Origin of the sequence: Ferruginivarius sediminum, assembly GCF_003344765.1 — a bacterium.
GTDB lineage: Bacteria > Pseudomonadota > Alphaproteobacteria > Kiloniellales > Rhodovibrionaceae > Ferruginivarius > Ferruginivarius sediminum.
This window is the reverse complement of sequence record NZ_QPMH01000002.1, coordinates 165,320-186,831: the sequence shown is the minus strand read 5'-3', so window position 1 is coordinate 186,831 and position 21,512 is coordinate 165,320. Positions and strand designations below refer to the sequence as shown.

18 protein-coding genes are annotated in these 21,512 nt (G+C 68.0%); 10 read left to right on the top strand and 8 right to left on the bottom strand.

Features of this window, described 5'->3' with window-relative positions; translation table 11 throughout:
* Position 1: 1 nt before the first annotated feature.
* Complete coding sequence (locus tag DRB17_RS02825; protein ID WP_114580650.1) at positions 2–2,377, bottom strand: uroporphyrinogen-III synthase; 2,376 nt, start codon at positions 2,375–2,377, stop codon at positions 2–4.
* Positions 2,378–2,500: 123 nt separating this feature from the next.
* Positions 2,501–3,466, bottom strand: coding sequence for a hydroxymethylbilane synthase (hemC, locus tag DRB17_RS02820; RefSeq protein ID WP_114580649.1), 966 nt, complete (start codon positions 3,464–3,466; stop codon positions 2,501–2,503).
* A 79-nt stretch (positions 3,467–3,545) separates the two neighbouring features.
* Between hemC and tsaD the strand changes: the two genes are divergently transcribed.
* The 9 genes from tsaD to DRB17_RS02775 all read left to right on the top strand — a co-directional run bounded on the left by tsaD (position 3,546) and on the right by DRB17_RS02775 (position 11,715).
* Positions 3,546–4,592, top strand: coding sequence for a tRNA (adenosine(37)-N6)-threonylcarbamoyltransferase complex transferase subunit TsaD (gene tsaD / locus DRB17_RS02815; RefSeq protein ID WP_114580648.1), 1,047 nt, complete (start codon positions 3,546–3,548; stop codon positions 4,590–4,592).
* Between the two features lie 29 nt (positions 4,593–4,621).
* Positions 4,622–5,617 carry an NAD(P)H-dependent glycerol-3-phosphate dehydrogenase gene (locus tag DRB17_RS02810; RefSeq protein ID WP_114580647.1) on the top strand — a complete coding sequence of 332 codons (996 nt, stop codon included), beginning with the start codon at positions 4,622–4,624 and terminating at the stop codon, positions 5,615–5,617.
* An 84-nt stretch (positions 5,618–5,701) separates the two neighbouring features.
* Entirely contained in the window at positions 5,702–5,980 is a 279-nt protein-coding gene (locus DRB17_RS02805) for a YciI family protein (protein ID WP_114580646.1), read from the top strand.
* A gap of 3 nt (positions 5,981–5,983) precedes the next feature.
* Entirely contained in the window at positions 5,984–6,397 is a 414-nt protein-coding gene (locus DRB17_RS02800) for an EVE domain-containing protein (protein WP_114580645.1), read from the top strand.
* On the top strand, positions 6,394–6,786 hold the full coding sequence (locus tag DRB17_RS02795; protein WP_114580644.1) for a Rieske (2Fe-2S) protein: 393 nt from the start codon (positions 6,394–6,396) through the stop codon (positions 6,784–6,786). Before DRB17_RS02800 ends, DRB17_RS02795 begins: the two co-directional genes overlap by 4 nt.
* Positions 6,787–6,975: 189 nt before the next feature.
* On the top strand, positions 6,976–8,931 hold the full coding sequence (acs, locus tag DRB17_RS02790) for an acetate--CoA ligase (protein ID WP_114580643.1): 1,956 nt from the start codon (positions 6,976–6,978) through the stop codon (positions 8,929–8,931).
* Positions 8,932–9,034: 103 nt separating this feature from the next.
* Complete coding sequence (locus DRB17_RS02785) at positions 9,035–9,595, top strand: DUF488 domain-containing protein (protein ID WP_114580642.1); 561 nt, start codon at positions 9,035–9,037, stop codon at positions 9,593–9,595.
* Positions 9,596–9,680: 85 nt separating this feature from the next.
* A complete protein-coding gene (locus tag DRB17_RS02780) occupies positions 9,681–10,361 on the top strand; it encodes a M48 family metallopeptidase (protein ID WP_241503722.1) in 681 nt (226 codons plus the stop codon).
* Positions 10,362–10,506: 145 nt separating this feature from the next.
* The gene (locus tag DRB17_RS02775; protein ID WP_241503721.1) at positions 10,507–11,715 is read left to right on the top strand and encodes a multidrug effflux MFS transporter; all 1,209 of its coding nucleotides are present in this window, start codon (positions 10,507–10,509) and stop codon (positions 11,713–11,715) included.
* A 19-nt stretch (positions 11,716–11,734) separates the two neighbouring features.
* Here the strand turns inward: DRB17_RS02775 and DRB17_RS02770 are convergent, their stop codons facing one another.
* Together DRB17_RS02770 and DRB17_RS02765 are read right to left on the bottom strand one after the other, a co-directional pair.
* Positions 11,735–13,786 carry a transglycosylase domain-containing protein gene (locus DRB17_RS02770; RefSeq protein ID WP_114580639.1) on the bottom strand — a complete coding sequence of 684 codons (2,052 nt, stop codon included), beginning with the start codon at positions 13,784–13,786 and terminating at the stop codon, positions 11,735–11,737.
* Between the two features lie 182 nt (positions 13,787–13,968).
* A complete protein-coding gene (locus tag DRB17_RS02765) occupies positions 13,969–16,062 on the bottom strand; it encodes an AsmA family protein (RefSeq protein WP_114580638.1) in 2,094 nt (697 codons plus the stop codon).
* Between the two features lie 195 nt (positions 16,063–16,257).
* Here DRB17_RS02765 and DRB17_RS02760 point away from each other — a divergent pair, with 195 nt between their 5' ends.
* A complete protein-coding gene (locus DRB17_RS02760; protein ID WP_114580845.1) occupies positions 16,258–16,752 on the top strand; it encodes a septal ring lytic transglycosylase RlpA family protein in 495 nt (164 codons plus the stop codon).
* A 21-nt stretch (positions 16,753–16,773) separates the two neighbouring features.
* Here DRB17_RS02760 and DRB17_RS02755 read toward each other — a convergent pair whose 3' ends face one another.
* Genes DRB17_RS02755 through aroA form a run of 4 tightly spaced genes read right to left on the bottom strand, consistent with a single transcriptional unit; the run spans position 16,774 to position 21,270 of the window.
* The gene (locus DRB17_RS02755; protein WP_114580637.1) at positions 16,774–17,661 is read right to left on the bottom strand and encodes a transglutaminase-like domain-containing protein; all 888 of its coding nucleotides are present in this window, start codon (positions 17,659–17,661) and stop codon (positions 16,774–16,776) included.
* A gap of 27 nt (positions 17,662–17,688) precedes the next feature.
* A complete protein-coding gene (locus DRB17_RS02750) occupies positions 17,689–19,185 on the bottom strand; it encodes an alkaline phosphatase family protein (protein WP_114580636.1) in 1,497 nt (498 codons plus the stop codon).
* A complete protein-coding gene (locus DRB17_RS02745; RefSeq protein WP_114580635.1) occupies positions 19,185–19,949 on the bottom strand; it encodes a class I SAM-dependent methyltransferase in 765 nt (254 codons plus the stop codon). The genes DRB17_RS02750 and DRB17_RS02745 overlap by 1 nt, the downstream gene beginning before the upstream one ends.
* Positions 19,942–21,270: a 3-phosphoshikimate 1-carboxyvinyltransferase gene (aroA, locus tag DRB17_RS02740; protein ID WP_161958672.1), complete on the bottom strand. Its 1,329-nt coding sequence runs from the start codon at positions 21,268–21,270 to the stop codon at positions 19,942–19,944. Before aroA ends, DRB17_RS02745 begins: the two co-directional genes overlap by 8 nt.
* Positions 21,271–21,512: the final 242 nt, after the last annotated feature.

Below are 21,512 nucleotides of genomic sequence, written 5' to 3'. Positions count from 1 at the left end.
CTTACGCTCCGCCGCCGGCTTCGGCCAGCGTCTCCATTAACCGGGCGCCGATGGCGCTCAGCGCCTGCTCCGCGCCGAGCCTGGCCCGCGCCTGTTCCAGCCAGGGCTGCATCGCCTTTGCCGGCTGTCCGCCAAGCCCCTCGACCGTCTCGACGGCGGCCCGCAGATCACCAGTGTCGAGCCGCGTCTCGGCGCGCGCCAACACGGCGCCGGGGCTGCCCCCCTCGACGTCCTCGCCGACGGGACGCACGGTGACCACGTCGTTCAGCCGCCGCAGCACGCCGCCAACCCAGCCATCCTGCGACTCGCCGGCCGCCGCGGCCACGGCCTGCGCCGCCGCCGGCTCGAAGCGCTGACGCAGCTCGTCGCGGGTGGGGATGCCGCGCTCGGCATAGCCGGCCAGCGCATCCAGCGCCGAGACGACCTCCGAGTCCGCCGGCAGCACCTTGCGTGCGGCCTTCAGTTCCTGCGCGAAGGGCGCGGAGAAGCGCAGCGCGTCGCGCAGCTCGGCGACGGCCAGCGCCTCCATCACCTTCTGGGCGGCGACGGCTCGGGCGACGTCTTTGATGTCCCGCTGGCTCTCCACACGATCCTTCAACGCCGCGAGATCCGCCATGCCCGCTTCAAGCTCGTCGATACGCTGGCGAAGCTGCCCCACCGTCTCGGTCGTGGCCGCCGTCTTCGCCACCTCGTCCAGCCGGCTTCCCAGCCCCTCGACGCGCGCGGCAAGCTGATCGATCCGTCCCGCCGCCGTCTCCATGCGCGCGGAGGCCTGCTCCAGGCGCTCGCCCTGTGTTTCCATGCGCTGCGCCGCCTGCGACAGGCGGCTGTTCAGCCCGGCGACACGCTCGTCCAATTCCTCGATGGGCTGCTGGCCGACAGCGCCGTCCTGTGCCTCGACGGCGCCCAGCCGTTCCTCCAGGTTGGCGACCTGCGCGCTCAGGTCCTCGATGCCCTGCAGGCGCGCGGTATCAGGCTGCACCACGGCGGGCTGCTCGCCCAGGTAAGGCAGCCAGTGGTCGCGCGTGGCCACGGCCGCCGCCGCGCCGGCCACCACGATGGCCGCGCCCAGCAGCATCCCCGGCACCCAACCCAGCGGACGCGGCGCGGGTGGCGGCGGCGGTGGCGGTGCGGCCGCCGTTTCGGAAGCTTTCCCCGCCCCGCCACCTGTCGTGCCGGCGGTCGTTTCGCCGCCGGCGGCCGTGGCCTCGGCGCCGACCGCGTGTTCCGCCGCGGCCGCTTCGCGAGAGGCTTGCTCCGCCGTATCGGCCGCCGACGCGGCGCTCGCCTCGGCGCCGACGGCGTGCTCGCCGGGCGTGGTCTCGACGATCTCGGCGTCCTCGATCGCCTCTTCCTCGCTGCTGGCCCTCAATTCGGCGCGGTCCAGCTCGACACCCTGCTCGCGCGCGGCCGCCAGGATCTCGTCGTGGCGCTGGGCCGGGATCACGCCGCGGTTCTTCCAGCCCTGCACGGTGGACACGGCAACGCCCAGCTTATGCGCCATCGGGCGGATGCCGCCAAAGCGGGCGATGACCGCGTGGGCCGGATTGGCGGGGTCGCCATGCGTGTCGCGCGAATCGTCGTGCGAGGCCGTCCCGTCCGTGGGCTTGTTCGTGTTGTCCTGGTTCATGGCGTCCTTCGTTGCGGCGGATCCCGTCTCTGCGTCGACCGCGATCGCCTCAAGCGCGTCCAGCAGTGCCCCGCGCTCGGGCCGGGCAGCGACACGTACGCTGCGCCACGGTACGGCCGCGGCCTCGTCCGCCACCGCTTGCGACAGGCACACGGCGTGCACGTTCGCGCAGGCGGCGGCAAGGCCTACTTGGTTAACGAGCGTAACAAAGGTGCGTGCCGTTCGGGGAGAGAAAAAAAGTGCGGCATCCAGTCCGCCGGCTTCCAGGGCCGTACGTATTTCCTCCGGCAGGGCCGATGCCGGCTCGGCTTGGTAGAGCGGGGTGCGGCGCACCGTGAAGCCGGCTTCCTCCAGGTTTTCCTTCAATCCGCCCTTGGTAACAGTGCCGGCGGCGTGGAACAGGACTCCATCCGCCGGGTCCAGGCGCTCGCGCACCAGGCGCGCAAGGTCGCGCGCGTCGCCGCCGGCGGCCTCCACCGCAGGGAATCCGGCCTGCCTCGCGGCCCGCGCGCTTGCCTCGCCGACGGCAAGCACCGGCAGGTCGCGCCATTCGCAAAGCCCGGCGAAGGCGCGCACGCCGTTCGCCGAGGTGAACAGCACCGCCTGTACGTCCGATAGATCGACACTGGCGTCCGAACGTACACTTATACCGAGCATCGGCGCCAGCGACGGCACGTGGCCGTGCGTGCGCAGTTCGCCGGCCAGCGGCTCGGAATCTTCAACAGGACGGGTGATCAGAACGCGCATGTGCCTGTTTCGGACCTCAAGCATGAAAACGTACGGCCAGGATGCAGCGCCGTTGATGCGGCGTCGAGGGCGCAGGCGCCGATGGCCCTTGGCGCCCCATCGCGAAAGTGCTCTCCGGAATGTTCAGAAGATATCAGCCAGCGCCTCGAAGAAAGCCTCGCCCGCGGCCTTGCGAAGCTCCGCCCCGGCATCGCGGGCCAGCGACTCGGCCTGTTCCGCCGCGCCGGCGCGTTCGGCGCGCCAGACGCGGCTGCCGTCCGGGGCGGCCACCAGGGCGCGCAGACGCACCTTCGCCGCGTTCTTGCCATCCTCCCCGAACTCCGCCAGGACCCCGATCGGCGTACGGCAGGAACCGTCGAGAACGTCCAGGCACGCGCGCTCTGCATTCACGCGAAGGGCGGAGGGCGCATGGGTCACGGCAGCCACCAGGTCGTGCGCCCTGGCATCGTCCGCCCGCACTTCCAGGCCGATGGCGCCCTGTCCCACCGCCGGCAGTAGCTCGTCCGTCGACAGCACGGCCGTCGCCTTGTCGGCCATGCCCATGCGGCGCAGACCGGCCAGCGCCAGCATCGTCGCGTCGACCTCGCCGTCGCCAAGCTTGCGCAGGCGCGTTTGCAGGTTACCCCGGAAATTTACCACCTTCAGGTCTGGCCGTTGCGCCAGCACCTGGGCCTGGCGGCGCATGCTGGCGGTGCCGACCACGGCACCTTCGGGCAGCGCGGCGACGCTGTCGCCCTTCGAGGAGAACCAGGCGTCGCGCGGGTCTTCCCGTTCCAGGATGGCGGGGATCGAAAGCCCCTCCGGCAGCCACGTCGGCACATCCTTCATCGAATGCACCGCAACGTCGATGCGGCCGTCGAAAAGCGCGTCCTCCAGTTCCTTCGTGAACAGGCCCTTGCCGCCGATTTCCGCCAGACGGCGCTTCTGTTGCTTGTCGCCGGTGGTCTTGACGACGACGATCTCCACCGCCCCCTCGGCGGCAAGCTCGGGGTGGGTTTCGCCGAGGCGGGCCTTTGCGGCCTCGGCCTGGGCAAGGGCCAGCGGGCTGCCCCGGCTGCCGAGGCGCAGGATGGGTCGGGTTTCGCTCATGACGCCCCGTGTCTAGGACGGGCGGCGCGCGGGCGCAAGCCGCTGGCATCATCGCGGCCTTATCCCTATTGTCCGAGCCATGATTGTGCTGGGCATCGAAACCTCCTGTGACGAGACGGCGGCGGCCGTCGTGGACGACACGCGGCGTATCCGGTCGAACCCGGTGCTCTCGCAGCTTGACGAGCATCGCCCGTTCGGCGGCGTGGTGCCTGAAATCGCCGCGCGCAGTCACCTGGACCATCTGGATTCGCTGATCCTGCGCGCGCTGGACGAGGCGGATGTCGGCTTCGGCGATCTGGATGGCGTTGCGGCGACCGGCGGGCCGGGCCTGATCGGCGGCGTCTTCGTCGGCGTGATGATGGCGAAGGCCATCGCAGCGGCGCGCGACCTGCCCTTCGTCGCGGTGAACCATCTGGAGGCGCACGCCCTGACCGCGCGTCTGACCGACGGGATCGAGTTTCCCTACCTGCTGCTGCTGGTTTCCGGCGGGCACTGCCAGCTTGTCGCGGTGAACGGCGTCGGCGACTACACGCGCTACGGCGGCACCGTGGACGACGCGGTGGGCGAGGCCTTCGACAAGACGGCCAAGCTGCTCGACCTCGGCTATCCCGGCGGACCGGCGGTGGAGCGCGTCGCCAGGGACGGCGACCCGCTACGCTTCGCCTTGCCGCGCCCGATGCTGGGGCGGCCCGGCTGCGACTTCTCGTTCTCGGGCCTGAAGACCGCCGTGCGGCAGGCCCGGCAGGGACTGGACAGCTTTGCCGCGCAGGATGCCGCCGACCTTGCCGCCTCGTTCCAGCAGGCGGTGGCCGAGGTGCTGGCCGATCGCTGCCGCCACGCCCTCGATCGCTTCCAGCAGGAACATGGGAAGGCCGGACCATTAGTGGTTGCCGGTGGCGTGGCGGCCAACAGAACGCTGCGCGCGACGCTGTCCGAGGTCGTGGGCGGGCATGATGCCGCTCTGCTGGCGCCGCCGCTGCCGCTTTGCACCGACAACGCGGCGATGATTGCCTGGACCGGGGTTGAACGCCTGCGCCTGGGTTTGAGCGACCCGCTGGACTTCGCGCCGCGCCCGCGCTGGCCGCTGGAGGATCTGCGTGTGCCCTCGCCCGTTTCGCCCGCATAATCGACCGATGCGTTAAGGAAGCCGAAGCCATGCAGACCATCGCCGTCATCGGCGCCGGCGCCTGGGGAACGGCGCTGGCCACTACTGTCCGCCGGGCCGGTCGCGACACCGTGCTGTGGGCACGCGAGCCCGAGGTGGCAAGGCAGATTGCCGAGGAGCACGAGAACACGGCGTTCCTCCCCGGCATCGCGCTGGACCCGGCGATCCGGGCCACCGACGATCTGGAAGCCGCCGCGCGCGAGGGCGAGGCGTTGCTGCTGGCCGTGCCGGCGCAGCACCTGCGCGAGACCGCCGCGCGGCTGGGCGAAACGCTTGAAGCGCCACGCCCCCTGGTAATCTGCGCCAAGGGGATCGAAGTCGGCAGCGGCAGGTTGATGTCCGAAGTGGTAACGGAGACGCTGCCGGGCTGGCCCGTTGCGGTGCTGTCGGGGCCGACCTTCGCGGCCGAGGTTGCAAGGGGACTGCCGACCGCCGCGGCGCTGGCGACCAAGGATGCCAATCTGGGCGAACGGCTGGTCGCGGCGCTGGGCAGCCGGTCATTCCGGCCCTATCTGGGCGACGACCCGATCGGCGCGCAGATCGGCGGCGCGGTGAAGAACGTCGTCGCTATCGCCTGCGGCATCGTTGCCGGGCGCAGATTGGGCGAAAACGCGCGTGCCGCGCTGATCACCCGCGGCCTGGCGGAGATTGCGCGGCTTGGCGCGGCCAAGGGCGCGCGGGCGGAGACTTTGCGGGGCCTCAGCGGCCTGGGCGACCTGACGCTGACCTGCACCGGCCCCGCCTCGCGGAACTACTCGCTCGGCATCGCACTCGGCGAGGGCCGCAGCAAGGACGAGATCCTGGGCGAGCGGCGCTCGGTGGCGGAAGGCGTCTACTCCGCCGAGGCGGTGGTGGCGCTGGCCCACAAGCTTGGCGTCGACATGCCGATCTCGCAGGCGGTGGACGACGTCCTGAACCGCGATGCCGACATCGACGCGGCCATCGAGGGGCTGCTGGCCCGCCCGTTCCGCGCCGAGCAGGCGTGAGCGTCTTTATCCCCGCCATGGCATCGGCTAGCCTCACCGCTCACGAGATTCGGCCAAACAAGCTGAGATGAGAGACCCGGTTTCATGCTTTTCGTCATTCATGCCGTCGACAAGCCCGGCCACGGGCAGGTCCGCGCCGACAACCGCCCCGATCACCTGGAGCATCTGAAAGCGCACAGCGAGCAGATCATCACCGCCGGCCCGACGACGAGCGATGACGGGAGCGAGATGACCGGCAGCCTGCTGATCGTGGACTTCTCCGACCGTGCGGCGGCCGAGCGCTTCGCCGCGGAAGACCCCTACAGCAAGGCCGGCCTGTTCGAGCACGTCGAGATCCAGCCCTGGAAGAAGACCTTTCCCTGAATCATGGCGTACTGGCTGATGAAGTCCGAACCGGGCACCTGGTCGTGGGACGATCAGGTCCGGGACGGCACCGCGGAATGGGACGGCGTGCGTAACTACCAGGCCTCCAACAACCTTAAAGCAATGAAGGTGGGCGACCGCGCGTTCTTCTATCACTCCGTCAACGAGAAGCGCGTCGTCGGCATCGTCGAGGTGGTGAAGGAATACTACCCCGACCCCACCGACAAGTCGGGCCGCTTCGGCATGGTCGACGTCAAGGCGGTGAAACCGTTCGAGCGGCCGGTGAGCCTGCAGGAGATCAAGGCGGACCCGCGCCTGCAGGAGCTGCCGCTGATCCGCCAGTCGCGCCTGTCGGTGATGCCGATCGACGCGGAGTCCTGGCGGATCATCTGCGAGATGGGCCAGACGCAGCCATGACCTTCTTTGCCCGGCCGCCGCGCCGCGAGGACAGGCCGGGGACGCGGTTGTGCCCCCTGGCGGAGATTCCGGAGGGCACGGGCAAGGGCTTCGAGCTGACGGACCGGGATGGCCGCGTCCGGGCCATCTTCGTCGTCCGCCGGAACGGGTGCGTCGTCGCCTACCGCAATGTCTGCCCGCACGCGGGCACGCCGCTGGATTTCAAGCCGGATACCTTTCTGGCGTCCGACGGCGAGACCATCCAGTGCGCCACGCACGGCGCCCGCTTCCGTATCGAGGACGGAGCCTGTATCGCCGGCCCTTGCAATGGAAAGGGACTGACAGGCGTTGCAGTGGAAATCGACGCCAACGGGGCGATCGTTTTGACCCATCGGAGCAACTTCAATTGACCTCGCCGGGTTGTGCGCGACACCCATAGCGCCGATAATGCATCTCGGAAACGCGGGGTCACCGGCGTACGTTATTCCCCGCTCGTCGCGACGACATTGACACCGAGTCAAGAGCAACGATGTCGATACGCAGGCGCGACGAACGCAAAAAGGGGACGGACCCAAGCTACAGGGAGAGAGCGCTGAGCCATGACGGAGGTCGAAACCTATCAGGTTGACGATGAGATCGCGAAAAACGCGTGGGTCGATGAGCCAACCTATTTCAAGATGTATCAACAGTCCGTCGACGACCCGGAAGGCTTCTGGGCCGAGCACGGTAAGCGGATCCACTGGTTCAAGCCGTTCAGCAAGGTGAAAGACGTCAACTTCGGTGCGAACGACGTCCACATCCGCTGGTTCTACGATGGCACGACGAACGCCTGCTACAACTGCCTGGACCGGCATCTTCCCGAAAAGAAGGACGAGACCGCCATCATCTGGGAGGGCGACGACCCGCACGAGTCGCGCCACATCTCCTATGGCGAGGCGTACGAGGAGGTTTGCAGGCTGGCGAACGTCCTGAAGGCGCAGGGCGTGGGCAAGGGCGACCGAGTGACCATCTATATGCCGATGGTGCCCGAGGCCGCCTATGCGATGCTGGCCTGCGCGCGCATCGGCGCGATCCATTCGGTCGTCTTCGGCGGCTTCTCCCCCGACAGTCTTGCCAGCCGCATCCAGGACGCCGAGGCCAAGATGGTCATCACGGCGGACGAGGGCCTGCGCGGTGGACGCAAGGTGCCGCTGAAGAAGAACACGGACGAGGCGGTGACGAACTGCCCGACCATCGAGAAAGTGCTGGTGGTGCGGCGCACCGGCGGCTCCATAGAGTGGGAGGACGGCCGCGACCTTTGGTACCACGAGGAGCTGGCCAAGGTCTCCGACGACTGCCCGGCAGAGGAGATGGACGCGGAGGATCCGCTGTTCGTTCTCTATACCTCCGGTTCGACCGGCAAGCCGAAGGGCGTGCTGCACACGACGGCCGGCTACATGGTCTTCGTGGCGATGACCCAGCAGTACATCTTCGACTATCACGACGGCGAGGTATACTGGTGCACCGCCGACGTCGGCTGGGTGACGGGTCACAGCTACATCGTCTACGGGCCGCTTGCCAATGGTGCGACCACGCTGATCTTCGAGGGCGTGCCGAACTACCCCAGCCCGTCGCGGCACTGGGAGGTCATCGACAAGCACAAGGTCAATATCTACTACACCGCGCCGACCGCCATTCGTGCCCTGATGCGCGAGGGCGAGGGGCCGGTGAAGAAGACCAGCCGCAAGTCACTGCGCATCCTTGGCACCGTCGGCGAGCCGATCAATCCGGAAGCGTGGCGCTGGTACCACGACGTCGTGGGCGAGAAGCGCTGTCCGGTCGTGGACACCTGGTGGCAGACCGAGACCGGCGGCATCATGATCAGCCCGCTGCCCGGGGCCACGCCGCAGAAGCCGGGCTCGGCCACGCGGCCGTTCTTCGGCATCAAGCCGGTCATCGTCGATAGCGACGGCCACCATCTGGAGGGCGCGACACAGGGCAACCTCTGCATCGCCGATAGCTGGCCCGGCCAGATGCGCACAGTCTACGGCGACCACGAGCGCTTCGTGCAGACCTACTTCTCGTCGTATCCGGGCAAGTACTTCACCGGCGACGGCTGTCGCCGCGACGAGGACGGGTATTACTGGATCACCGGCCGCGTGGACGACGTGCTGAACGTCTCGGGCCACCGCATGGGCACGGCCGAGATCGAGAGCGCGCTGGTGCTGCACGACAAGGTGGCCGAGGCCGCCGTGGTCGGCTATCCGCACGACCTGAAGGGCCAGGGCATCTACGCCTACGTCACCCTGGTCGCCGGCGAGGAGCCGAGCGAGGCCTTGCGCAAGGAACTGAACGACCTTTGCCGCAAGGAGATCGGGCCGATCGCCAAGCCGGACCTGATCCAGTTCGCGCCCGGCCTGCCGAAGACGCGTTCCGGCAAGATCATGCGGCGTATCCTGCGCAAGATCGCCGAGGACGACTTCTCGAACCTGGGCGACACCACGACGCTGGCCGACCCGACCGTCGTGGACGACCTGATCGAGAACCGCATGAACCGCGGCGAGGCGGCGGAGTAAGCGTCACCGCTCCGGCTTCACGATAGTATCGCGGCGAAGGGCCGGAAGCCGGACGCGGTTTCCGGCCCTTCCTGTTCGACCGTCTCCACCTGGACGGACCGCCATGCCGATCCTTTACACCATCGGCCACTCCAACCATCCGCTCGAACGGTTTCTCGAACTGCTGCGCGGTCATAGCGTGAACCTGCTGGTGGATGTCCGGGCAGTGCCCTACTCGCGGCGGTTCCCGCAGTTCCGCAAGGATGCGCTACGCACGGCGCTGAGCGAGGCCAGGATCGACTATCGCTGGATGGGCGACCGGCTGGGCGGCATCAAGCGGCGCGGCGAGTTCGCTTCTTTCGACGAAGTGGCCGCAAGCGCCGGATTCCGTGATGGCCTGGACGAGCTGGAACGGCTCACCCGGCAGGCCACGCCCGCCATCATGTGCGCCGAGCGCGAGCCGATGGACTGCCACCGCACCATCCTGGTCGGCCGCCACCTGCGCCACCGCGACATCGGGATCCGCCATATCCTTGCCGACGGCGAAATCGAAACCAACGACGCCTTCGAGCGCAGGCTTGTGGAAACCACAAAAGTCGCCGATGCGCCGCTTTTCGAGACGCCGGACAGCACGATCGACGCCGCCTACAGCGCCCGCGCCGCCCGGATGACCGCCAAACGGTAAAGAAGCCGCGGCGAATGGTGCCTTGTCGAGTGCATGGCGGCGCGGATATACCAGATGCATGTCCAGGCGCGCGCCCGAGACCCAGATGTTGCGGATCGAAGACCGTGAGCTGCCGGTCGACGTGCGTACGCACCCGACCGCGCGGCGCATGACGCTGCGGGTGGACCGTGCCAGCGGGCGACTGCGACTCACGCTGCCGCCGGGGGTTGGCGTGGCCGAGGGGCTGCAATTCGCCGAACGCCATCGGGGCTGGGTGCGTGCGCGCCTTGCGGAACTGCCGGATCAAGTGCCTTTCGCCGACGGTGCGCGGCTGCCGATTCTGGGCGACGAGCATGAGGTGCGCCACCGCCCGGAGATGCGCGCCGGCGTGTGGCGGGAGGCCGGCGTTATCCACGTGTCGGGGGCCGGCGAGCACCTGCCCCGCCGGCTGCGGGACTTCCTCAGGAAGGAAGCGCGGACGGAAATCGCGCCGCGCGTTCGAGACTTGGCGACACGAGTCGGCCGCCCGGCGGGCCGTATCACGCTGCGCGACACCAGTAGCCGCTGGGGAAGCTGCACCGCGCGAGGCGACCTCAGTTTCTCCTGGCGGCTTATCTTCGCGCCGGAAGCCGTGCTGCATTACGTCGTCGCGCACGAAGTCGCGCACCTCGTCCACCTGAATCACGGCCCAAAATTCTGGGCGTTGGTCGACGAACTGATCGACGACGTCGCCGGCCCGCGCCGATGGCTGCGCCGTCACGGCGCGGAATTGATGCGCTACGGTTAGAGGCGTTGGCCGCATACGCGGCTATTCCTGACTTTCGGGAAACGGCGCGTTGGCAAGCCATGGCCTTGGCCGATCAGCCACATGGCGTTATATGCCATGTACATCCCCCGGCCCTCTCGCTTTAAAACGGAGGCTTCGCAAGATATTGCGCGCCCGTCCCGACAGCCTGATCGTTGTTTGCCTGCTGACCTGTCTGGTCGGGCTGGGGCCGGTTTCCACCGACCTTTACCTGCCTTCGCTGCCGGCCATTGCGGAAACCTTCGAGACGGACGCCGGCCAGGTCCAGTTGACGCTGTCCGTGTTCATGTTCGGCTTCGCGGTGAGCCAGCTTGCCTATGGCCCGCTGGCGGACCGCTTTGGCCGGCGGCCGGTATTGCTGTTGGGCCTGTCGATCTATCTCGTGGCCACGATCATGTGCTTTCTGGCGCCCAGCATCGAGGCGCTGATCGCCGCGAGGTTCCTGCAGGCACTGGGCGCATGCGCCGGGCCGGTCGTGGCGCGGGCGGTCGTGCGCGACGTGTTTCCGTTCTCCCGCGCGGCGCAGGTGCTGTCCTACATGGCGATGGCCATGGCGCTGGCCCCCGCCGTCGGACCGATCGTCGGCGGCCAGCTTCAGATCGTCTTCGGTTGGCGGGCCACCTTCGCCCTGCTGGCGATCTTCGCCGTCCTCGTGATCGCCAGCGTCCTGGTGATCCTGCCGGAGACGAACGCCAACAAGGACCCGAAGGCCACACGGCCCGGCCGGCTGCTGACGAACTACCGCACGATGCTGGCCGATCCCGTCTACCGCGGATATGTCGCCGTTCTCGGCCTCACCTTTTCGGGGCTGTTCGCGTTCATTTCCGGCTCTTCCTTCGTGCTGATCGAGGTCGTGGGCCTGCGCCCGGACGCCTTCGGCTTCAGCTTCGCCGGGGTTGTCGCCGGCTACATGGTGGGAACCTTCGCTTCGGCGCGGATGACGCGGAAACTCGGGCCCGAGCGGACCGTGTCCCTGGGCTTGGCGATTGCGTTGCTCGGCGCCGTGCCGATGGCGCTATTCGCCTTCGCGGGTTTCGCGAAGGTGGCGACGGTGGTGCCGCCCATGGCGGTCTTCATGGCGGGTGCGGGCATGGTGCTGCCGAACGCCACGGTCGGCGCCGTCGGGCGCTATCGCACGGTTGCCGGCACGGCCTCGGCGCTGTTGGGTTTTCTACAGATGGGAACCGGCGCGGTTGCCGGCGTGGCCGTCGGCCAGCTTGCCGACGGCACGGCCCGCCCGATGGCCGGCGTGATTGCCCTTGTCGCGGTGCTTGCGGCAGCGGCTCACTGGCGGGGTCACCCAGCCCGTCGGGCGGCGGAAGCGGCTGCGGAATAGGCCTGGAAGAAAGCGGGTTTCAGCGGCCATGCTGCCTGTATTCACCACTGTTCTCGCGAAAATCGCTCCGCACCTTCGCGGGTTCGCCGCTTCTATTGTCCTTGTCCCCCCCCAACGAGCGGATAATGCGGCTGATAAGGCCCCCATCCCCGCCGCCTTCGTCACTGGGCGTACTCTCGGCCACCCGGATCTCCATGCCCGGCAGCGGCTGCGGCGGCTGGCCTTCCAGGGCTGCGACGGTCGTCCGATGCCAGAGCTGGGCCGGCAGGCTGCCGCCGGTGACGCGGTCCATGGGCCGCCCATCGTCGTTACCGACCCAGACGCCTGTCACAAGTTCGGCCGTGAAGCCGACGAACCAAGCGTCGCGGAAGTCCTGGCTGGTTCCCGTCTTGCCCGCCGCCGGCCGGCCCGGCGCGGCGGCCTTGCCGGTGCCCCACGCGACGTTCGCGCGCAGCAGATCTGTCACGCGCTGCAGGTGGCGCGGCTGCACGACGCGGCCGGTACCGCTGCTCTGTCGGCGGTACAGCACGCGGCCCTCGCTGTCGCGGATCTCCTCGATCCCGTGCGGGAAGACGGCATTCCCGCGATTGGCGAATACCGCATAGGCCCCCGTCAGTTCCAATAGCGAGACTTCCGAGGTGCCGAGCGCCAAGCTGGGGTGCGCCTTGAGGTCGGCGGAAATGCCAAGCCTGTGCGCGGTTTCGGCGACCTTCTGCGCGCCGACCCGTTGCAGCACCCGCACGGCAACGGAATTGAGCGAGCGCGCGAACGCCTCCCGCAGCGTCACACGGCCATGATAGCGGCCGGCATAGTTGTCGGGCGACCAGCCATCGACGCGGATCGGCCGGTCCTCCATCTGGTGGTCGGGCGTCAGGCCGTCTTCCATGCCGGCCAGATAGACGAACGGCTTGAAGGCGGAGCCGGGCTGCCGCATCGCCTGGGTGGCGCGATTGAACTGCGACTCGCGGTAATCGCGCCCGCCCACCATGGCGCGGACGGAGCCGTTTGGCGTCATCATCACCAGCGCCGCCTGCCGGGCGTCGCGTTCCGCGCCCTTCTCCGCCAGAAGCTTGCGCAGATTGGCCTCCGCCAGGCGCTGCAACCGGCGGTCCAGCGTGGTGCGGACGACCAGGTCCCTGGAATGATAGCCGAGGTAGTCGCGAACCTCCCCAAGCACCCAGTCCGCGAAGTAGCGTCCGCGCCACGCCGCAACGGCCTGACCCTGGCCGCGACGGCTCGCGGCGCGCCTGGCATCGGCCTCGGTGATGTAGCCGGCCTCTACCATGTCCTGCAGGACGATCATGGCGCGCTCATGCGCGGCATCGGGGTCGCTTGCCGGGTTGTAGCGCGAGGGCGCCTTCAGGAGACCGGCCAGAAGCGCCGACTCGTAAAGGTTCACCTTGGACGCCGGCTTGCCGAAGTAACGCCGCGCCGCCGCGTCCACGCCGTAGGTGCCGGCGCCCAGATAGACCCGGTTCAGGTACAGCGCGAGAATCCGGTCCTTGTTGAACCTGTGCTCCAGCCAGAACGCGAGGATCAGTTCCTGCACCTTGCGCTTGATCGTGCGCTCGGGCGTCAGGAACAGGTTCTTCGCAAGCTGCTGCGTGATCGTGGAGCCGCCCTGCACGATGCCGCCGGCGCGCACGTTGGCGACCATCGCGCGGGCCAGACCGAAAGGATCGACACCGAAGTGGCTGTAGAACCGCCGGTCCTCCGCCGCCATCACCGCCCTGGGCAGCGCGGGCGGCACGTCCTCCAGGCTGACGCTCTCGCCATAGAGCTTGCCGTAGGAGGCAAGCACCGTCCCGTCCTGGGCCAGCAGCGTCACGCTGGGCTTGCGCGTGGCCTCGGCCACCTTGTCCACATCGGGGATGTCGTGGGCGTAATAGACGATGACACCGGCGGTGGCGACGCCAAGCCAGATCGCCAGCACCAGCGACCACACCACGAGACGGCGCAGCCAGCGGCGCCCCGACTTCCTCGGCTTACGCGGCGGCGCGGCACGGTCGTTCCGCTGCCGGCCGTTGCCGCGCGGCTGTTGTTTCGCTTTCTGTCGATTCGGACGGGCCATGACCTAGATGTAGCCGACGGAACAGCTCGTAACCATAGATATCCGGCTACGGCGCTTATGCATCATGCGCTTTCGAAACGCCCCACTTGCGAGGGATCGAAGCCCGGAAACATGGCCACGGCATGGCAGAAGCGCGGGTGCCGGGGCAGAAACCGCCCGCACCCGCGCATCCAAAGGCCGCATTAATCGCCGAACAACTTCTTCAGGGTCTCGCCGGGATCGGACGTCCCCTCGCCTTCCTGCGATTCGCCGCCGGCGCCGCCCAGCTTCTCCAGCACACCCTTCAAGTCGCCGCCTTCCTTGATGCTTTCGATTGTCTCTTCGGCCGATTCCTTGAGCTTCCCAGGGTCCTTGATGGCGTCCTTCACCAAGCTTTCCAGGTCCGGGCGATAGCTGAGGTCGTGCCATGGCCCCTGGATAACGACCGGCACCGCCAGCCCCTTCTTCTCCATCTCGCTGCCTTGGCCCTCAAGCGAGGCCACGGCCTTCGGCGTCAGGCGGTAATTGACGGTGCGCTTCGGGATGTTCGCCGTGCCCTCGCCCTGAACGCGCAACAGCGGATTAAGAAGCACCATGTCCTTGTTGGTGAGGACACCGTCGTCGATGGTGAAAGTGCCCGATAATTCGGCGAAATCGGTCTTCTGATTCCCGCCGGCCTCCGAGAAGGCCGAGGTGACATTGCGGACCATCGCGGCCAGATTGATGCCAACGACGGCGCCGTCCCGGAAATCGATGGCGCCCTTGCCATCCAGCGCCTCGACCATCGCCTTCTGCGAGCGGCCCTGGGTGCTGATGTCGATATTGAGCGTGCCCTGACCTTCCAGCCGCTCGAAGCCGGCGGCGTCGGTCAGCAGCGGCTTCGCCTGCACGCCGCTCAACGCCATGGTCTTCGTCAGCTTCGGCATATCGCCGCGGGCGTCGACGACGACCTGGCCCTTGCCCTGGCCTTCGTAGAGGTTCAACTCGTTCAGGTCCGCCTGCAACCGGCCGCCCTTCAGGTGCAGGGCGAGGGCACTTTTTCCGACTTTCACCTCGCGCGCCTGGATGCCCTCGACGCTGAGTTCGAAGTCGGCATCTGCGGCGTGCAGGGCGGAGACGTCGATCGGCTCATCGCTCCACTGCGTCTGCGCCGCCGCGCCGTCGCCGCCGCCCGAAGAGCCATCGCCTCCGGACGTTTCGCCGGAAGCCGCGCCGCCATCCGCCTTCTCGCCCGCGGGCTTGGTCGGCTCCGGCAGATAGGGCGTCAGGTTCAGTTTGGCGAGATCCAGGCGTCCGTTCAGGTACGGCTTCGCGCCGCTGAGGTCGAGGCCGAGCGAACCGTTGCCGGAAATATCGTCAAGACGCAGCGTTTCCGCGCTGAAGGCATAGCTCTGGCCTTGCGCCGAAACGTCGCCCGCCAGTTCGAATTCCTCCAGCGTGCCTTCCGCCGCGGCGATGGGATTGCCGGTCCACGCCGCCAGCCCCTTCACCGAGGGGATCGAAAGCTCGACGCCACCCTCCAGCTTGCGCGGCTCGGCATTCGTGATCTCGCCGTCGTAGGACAGCGTGATCGGCTTCGAGTCGACGTTGAGCGCCAGCTTCGTCGGCTTGCCGGCCATCAGTTCGCGCGGCGCGCCGGCGTCCAGCGATATCTCGACGGTCTCGCCATTCCATTGCATGGAGCCGTCGGCGGAGAACGGCTGGTCCAGCGCCTGCAGCGACACGCTCAGATTGACCTCGGAGAGCGTCTGGCTCTCACCCGTCTTCATGTCGGTGTATGTGACCGTGCCGTCGACGAGACGCACGTCCCGCAGGCCGACATCCTTCAGCGGCAACCCGCCAGCGCCTTCCGACGGCACGGTGGGCTCCGCCCCTGCCGCGCCGGTATCGGGCTTGGCCGCCGCGCCCGGCGTCCCGAAAGCCCAGTTCGGCGTGCCGTCCTTGTTGACCGCCAGATAGATGACCGGCTTTTCAAGCACGAAGCTCTCGATCTGCAACTCGCCCGACAACAGCGCGAAGGGGTCGATGCGCACCTGAAGCTGCTCAAGCTCCGCCATCTGCGGCTGCTCGGCCCACGACGGGTTGGAGAAGGAGACCTTCCCGACGGTGAGTTGCGTGCGCGGCAGGATGGACAGGTTGATATCGCCCGCGACCTGCAAGTCCCGGCCCGTGGCAGAGCGCACCTGATTGCGGATTTCGTCCTTGTAGGTTTCGACCGGGATCAGGAAGGGGGCCGCGACCACGACGACCACAAGCACGACAACGATGGCGGCAATCGCCCAAAGGATTTTCTTCATCGGCTCTCAGCTCCTCTACGCCTCCCGCCCGGCGATGCGCATGACACGGCTTTGGCGAATATACAAGCGCCGGAATATTTCAGTATAACCTATATGGGACGAAGGAACGTTTGTGGAAACCGACCGTGTGACCGGTATATGACACGTGTAACGAAATTCCGAGCCCTGTGTTTCACTTGAACGGCCATGGCCAGCATGCGACGGAAACCAAAGGTCACGAGAAGCCGCTCCGCCGAGTGGATAGCCTTGGCGGGCGTGGCTTTCCTGGTCCTCGTGGCGGCGCTGGTCTGGAACCTGGGCTATGAAGGCCCGCTGGGCCTGCACCCTTACGAAATCGACGGCGTCAGCTACGCGCCGCACGGCGCCACGGGGTACGACGAGGAAGGTACCGCTTCCTGGTACGGCGCGCCGTTCCATGGCCGGCCGGCCGCGAACGGGACGATCTACGACCAGGAGGCGTTCACGGCGGCCCACAAGACCCTGCCGCTCGGAACCGAGGTCCGGGTGACCAACCTTGAGAACGGCCGCTCGGCCCTGTTGCGGATTACCGATCGCGGCCCCTTCGTCGATGGCCGGATCATCGACGTCTCGCGCCGGGCCGCGCGTCGGTTGGGCTTCCTCGGCGATGGACTGGCGCGGGTTCGGGTCCGGGCGCTCGTCTCTCCGCTGCAAAGCGCCGCGCGCGAATAGCGGCGCCGAAACGACGTTCGCTCAGGCCGGGTCGACCAGCCCGGCGCCGGCGCCCAGCGCCTCGGCCATCTCGGGCTCGCAGGCACGCAGCGTCGTCGTGATCTCCGCCTCCATCACGCCACCATCGGCGAAAACCCAGTGCGGACGGGCGAAATGGCTGATCGGCTCGGTCGTCAAATCGTCCAGCGCGAACGTCAGGCCGCGCCCCGCCGAGGCCGCGACACGCAGCCCGCCGGCCGGATTGAGGCCGGGCACGACGGGGATCTGGCCGGTCTGCAGGCAGTGGGCGATGTCCCAGTGCCGTTCGCGCCCCGCCACGCGGGTTGTCACCCAGCAATGCATGCCGTCGGCCCGGGTTCCCGGCTCGGCGGTCTTGAAAAAGAAGCCGGCGCGATAGCACGCCTCGATCCCCGCGGCCTGAAACGCCGAAAGCAGGATCGTGTTGATGTCGATGCAGTTGCCGGTGGCGATGTCGCAGACAAGCTGCGGCGTCGTCAGGTCCGGATTGCGGGCGCCGTAGTCGAAGCGCTGCGCGACGAAATCCACGATGCGGCGCACCGCCTCGTCATCGCTGCCGGCGGTGGCGACCTCCGCCTCGACCGCCTCGCGTAGGGCCGGCGGCGCCTCGGTGTAGACATTGTCGAAGCGCCGGTACACCTCGTCGGGCGTGGGCTGGTTTCCCGGCCGGAAGACGAGGTTGAATGAATCGCCTTCGCGCGGCAGGGCCGAGGTGAACATGGCCCGCTGCCCGTTGTTGGCGCCCGGCACGCTGCCAAGACGCCAGCGTCCCGGCGCCTCGAAGCCGATGAAGGTCTGCTCCGCCGTGCGCGGTGGCTCGGGCAGCAGCAGGCCGAGCGGCTGTCCCGCCTCCGGCGGCAGCGGTTCGACGGCGATGCGGATTGTGACCATGACCGGCTTCCGAACCTCCCTGATGCTCTAGGCCGTTGCCCGCTCGTGGCGATGCACCCGCAAAAGCGGCGCATCCATGCCCTCGGCGCGCGGCAGGCCGAACAGCGCCAGGATCGTGGCGGCCACGTTCGACAGTCCGCCCTCCCGGCTTGTCCATTCAAGGCTCTGGTGTTCGGCCGGAATGACGGTGAATGGCACCGGATTGCCGGAATGCGAGCCGACGGGCCGGCCTTCGTCATCCAGCATGCGGTCCGCGTTGCCGTGATCCGCCGTCAGCACCAGGGTCCAGCCCTGCCGTCTGGCGGCGGCGACGATGCGCGCCAGGGCGTTCTCGACATGGCCGGCGGCCTCGCGGACGACCTCGACACGGCCACAGTGGCCGACCTGATCCAGGTTGGCGAGGTTGGCGACAATCCCGCGCGCGTCACGGTCCAGCATCGTCTCCACGATGGCGTCGGTGACGGCGGACAACGCCATCTCCGGCCGCTCCTCGGGCGTCTCGGACAGGCCCGGCAGGCGGATCTGCCGCTCGCCCAGGCTTTTCCGGAAGCCGTTGAAGAAGAAGGTGACGTGCGGGAACTTGCAATCCTCGGCGATGCGCACCGGCGCGATATCGTGCTGGCCCAATGCGGTCGCCAGCCCGTCCTCGATGGCCTGGGTCGGATAGAAAACGCGTTCCGCCGGCACCGCGTCGTCCAGCGTCACGAGCGCATGGACATTCGCCTGCCGCCCAAGCGCGAGCGCGGACTGCCGGGCCCTGTCGGCGCGGTGACTGGAGACGATGACGTTGTCCCCGGCGGCGATAGTCGTTCCGCCTTCCGCAAGATGGGCGGGAAATGTCGATTCGTTCTTCTCCGCCATATGTTCTTCCAGCACCGCGTCGCTGAACGCCGGCAGCGCCGCCTCGCCCTGCAACGCCGCGGCAAAGACGTCGGTCAGCTCGAACCCGCCGGAACGGTCGGCGAACCACTTGCGCCCCATCACGACGCCCAGCCGCACGCCCGCGCCCAGCGCGGACAGCTTCTCGCGCAGCACCTCCAGAAGCTCTTTGGCCGTACCGGCCTGCGAATCAACGCCATCGAGGATCGGGTGGACCACGACGTCGGGAATACCACGCTGGACCGCCAATTCGGCCGCCTGCCAGATGGTCCGCAGGTGCGCGTGGACGCCGGCGTCGGAAAGCATGCCGACAACGTGCAGCCGGGGCGCGTCGGCCAGCTTGTCCCACAGCGCATGCGCCCGCCACGAGCCGTCGCGGTATGCCGTGTTGATGCGCGACAGCGCGGAGGGTTGCACGCGGCCAAGCCCCAGTGTGAGGTGACCGACCTCGGAGTTGCCGATCTGTCCTTCCTCCAGCCCGACAGCCGGGCCGGAGGCCTGAAGCGCGGCGTGGCCATGCTCCTGCATCGCCTGGAACAGGGTGGGCAGCGTTCGCGGGGTCACGGCGTTGCCGGGACCTTCCGGGGCAAGCGCGGCGCCGTCGAGCACGACGAGCGCCACCTTCGAAACGGGATCCTGATGCATCACGCGGGCTTTCGGGCGATATAGACGAAGAACTCGACGCTCGCCGGGTCGAAGTCGGCCTGGAAGTCGCCGTGCACCTCAAGCCCCCTGAAGCCGGCACCGCTGATGGCCGCGCTCAGCTCCGCGCGACGCCAGGGATGGGTCTCGATCCGGTAAACGTCGCTACAGCCGATCTTGTAGGTGATGGTCACCCGTTCCGGCCCGGAAAGCTCGAGCGAGACGTCGGCATCGTTGCCCACGCAGCAATAGTTGCGATTGCCGCAACTGGCGGTGCCGTCGAGGACACGGTCGTAGTTCCGCGAATCCAGAACGAACAGGCCGCCCGGCGACAGCACCTCGTAAAAGCTGCGCAGGCTGGCGGCGAGGTCGGCCTCGGAGAACAGGTGCCCGAAGGAATTCCCCAGGCACACTACGGCGTCGAACGGACCGGGGGCCGTCGCCGCCAGGTCGCGCCAGTCGGCGACCTCGCAAGCCACGCCCGGATAGCCGCGCGCCGCCAGGTTCGCGCGCGCCCTGGCGACCATCTCCGGGGCGCCGTCGACGGCCGTCACGTCATAACCGGCGTCGGCAAAGGCGACGGCGTGGAAGCCCGTGCCGGTGGCGGCGTCCAGTATGCGCCGCGCGCCATGCTCGCGCAGGAGGTCGAGGAAGAACGCCCCTTCCGACTTCGAACGCGCCTCCCAGCCGACAAGGTCGTCCCAGCGGCCGACAAGGCCGGTTCCGTACTCGTCCAGGTATTGGTCCGAGGTAACCGCGTTAGACATGCTCAGCCTCGGCGCTGTGGTGAGCCCTGAAACGCTCGTATTCCTCCCAGAAGTTCGGAAAGGACTTGGCGACACAGCCGGGATCGGCGATCTCGATGCCCGGCCGCAGCAGCCCCGCCAGCGCGAACGACATCGCCACCCGGTGGTCGTTGTAGGTCTCGATACGCGCCGGCTTGATCGGGTCGCCGGGGTGGATCTCCAGGCTGTCGTCGTGCTGTATCGCCTTCACGCCCATGCGGCCCAGCTCGGTCGCCGCCGCATCGATGCGGTCGCACTCCTTGACCCGAAGATTGGCGATGTTGGTGATCCTCGTCGGCCCTTTCGCGAAGGCCGCCACCACCGCCAGGGTCAGCACCACGTCGGGCATCAGCTCCATATCGACGTCGACGCCGCGCAGACCGTCCTTCGGGCCCTCGATCTCGATGCGCTCGGCGTCCATGGTCAGGCGGCAACCCATCGCCTCCATGATGCGGGCAAAGCCGACGTCGCCCTGCTTGGAGCCGGAGCCGATGCCGGGCACGCTGACCTTCGAGCCGGTGATCGCGGCCGCACCCAGGACATACGACATGGCCGAGGCGTCGGGCTCAATCTCGATGCGTGACGGCTTCGGCTCCGCCGGCGTGATCCGCCAGGCCGCCGGGCCGGCCTCCTCCACCGGGATGCCGACCTGGTTCATGATCTGCGCGGTCATCTCGACGTAGGGCCGCGAGACCAGATGGCCCGGAACGCGCACGGTGATCGGCGCGCTGCCGGCGGGCCGGCGCCCGGCCAGCAGCATCAGCGAGCTGACGAACTGCGAGGAGACGCTGCCGTCGATCTCCCATTCGGTGCCGACGGGCTCGCCGCCGTGAATCCGGGCCGGTACGCAGCCCGGCGTCTGCAGGCACTCGGTCGCGATGCCCACACGCTCCAGCGCCTCCAGGATATGGCCCATCGGCCGCTCGCAAAGCCGCGGGATACCCGTCACGACGGTCGCGCCGTCGGCCTCCGCCGCAAAGCTCAGCAGAAAGCGCGCGGGCGTCCCGGCGCCGCCGATAAACAGCTCATGGTCCGGCGCGCCAAGCCGGCCCGCCCGGCGCGACAGACGGAAGCCGTCCGCCGTCTTCTCCGCCGTCAAGCCCTTGAAGCCGTCCAGGCACTTGGCCAGCAGCTCGGTATCCTCGGCGTGCAGCGCGTTGGTGACCTCGGTGGTGTCGGCCCGCTGCGCGGCCAGCAGCAGCGCCCGGTTGGTGAACGACTTGGAACCCGGCAACCGGGCGGAGAAGGCCGCGTCGCGCGTGGCTTTCAGCGGCGACAGCGAATAGACGTCTTCTGCGGGCATTATTCCGCCTTCTAACAATTCTGGTTTCATCGAATTGTAGCCGCCCGCTATTCCTTGGTCAAAGAATTTTCTACTATCACTTGTATACTGGAATGCGCTGAACCTGCCGGTAATCCACCGGATACCCTCGATATCAGGCGTTAAGCGGAAACGGGCGGGAACTGCGCCATGCCGCGCGGCCGCGGAAGCGAGAGCCGCCCTCAACCAGCGCGCTAATCAACCGTTACCGGAATACAAAACCC

What these genes read in the sequence shown, in the direction of transcription:
- DRB17_RS02825 (WP_114580650.1), bottom strand. Translation starts at nt 2,377, where the DNA reads ATGCGCGTTCTGATCACCCGTCCTGTTGAAGATTCCGAGCCGCTGGCC.
- hemC (WP_114580649.1), bottom strand. Translation starts at nt 3,466, where the DNA reads ATGAGCGAAACCCGACCCATCCTGCGCCTCGGCAGCCGGGGCAGCCCG.
- tsaD (WP_114580648.1), top strand. Translation starts at nt 3,546, where the DNA reads ATGATTGTGCTGGGCATCGAAACCTCCTGTGACGAGACGGCGGCGGCC.
- DRB17_RS02810 (WP_114580647.1), top strand. Translation starts at nt 4,622, where the DNA reads ATGCAGACCATCGCCGTCATCGGCGCCGGCGCCTGGGGAACGGCGCTG.
- DRB17_RS02805 (WP_114580646.1), top strand. Translation starts at nt 5,702, where the DNA reads ATGCTTTTCGTCATTCATGCCGTCGACAAGCCCGGCCACGGGCAGGTC.
- DRB17_RS02800 (WP_114580645.1), top strand. Translation starts at nt 5,984, where the DNA reads ATGGCGTACTGGCTGATGAAGTCCGAACCGGGCACCTGGTCGTGGGAC.
- DRB17_RS02795 (WP_114580644.1), top strand. Translation starts at nt 6,394, where the DNA reads ATGACCTTCTTTGCCCGGCCGCCGCGCCGCGAGGACAGGCCGGGGACG.
- acs (WP_114580643.1), top strand. Translation starts at nt 6,976, where the DNA reads ATGACGGAGGTCGAAACCTATCAGGTTGACGATGAGATCGCGAAAAAC.
- DRB17_RS02785 (WP_114580642.1), top strand. Translation starts at nt 9,035, where the DNA reads ATGCCGATCCTTTACACCATCGGCCACTCCAACCATCCGCTCGAACGG.
- DRB17_RS02780 (WP_241503722.1), top strand. Translation starts at nt 9,681, where the DNA reads ATGTTGCGGATCGAAGACCGTGAGCTGCCGGTCGACGTGCGTACGCAC.
- DRB17_RS02770 (WP_114580639.1), bottom strand. Translation starts at nt 13,786, where the DNA reads ATGGCCCGTCCGAATCGACAGAAAGCGAAACAACAGCCGCGCGGCAAC.
- DRB17_RS02765 (WP_114580638.1), bottom strand. Translation starts at nt 16,062, where the DNA reads ATGAAGAAAATCCTTTGGGCGATTGCCGCCATCGTTGTCGTGCTTGTG.
- DRB17_RS02760 (WP_114580845.1), top strand. Translation starts at nt 16,258, where the DNA reads ATGCGACGGAAACCAAAGGTCACGAGAAGCCGCTCCGCCGAGTGGATA.
- DRB17_RS02755 (WP_114580637.1), bottom strand. Translation starts at nt 17,661, where the DNA reads ATGGTCACAATCCGCATCGCCGTCGAACCGCTGCCGCCGGAGGCGGGA.
- DRB17_RS02750 (WP_114580636.1), bottom strand. Translation starts at nt 19,185, where the DNA reads ATGCATCAGGATCCCGTTTCGAAGGTGGCGCTCGTCGTGCTCGACGGC.
- DRB17_RS02745 (WP_114580635.1), bottom strand. Translation starts at nt 19,949, where the DNA reads ATGTCTAACGCGGTTACCTCGGACCAATACCTGGACGAGTACGGAACC.
- aroA (WP_161958672.1), bottom strand. Translation starts at nt 21,270, where the DNA reads ATGCCCGCAGAAGACGTCTATTCGCTGTCGCCGCTGAAAGCCACGCGC.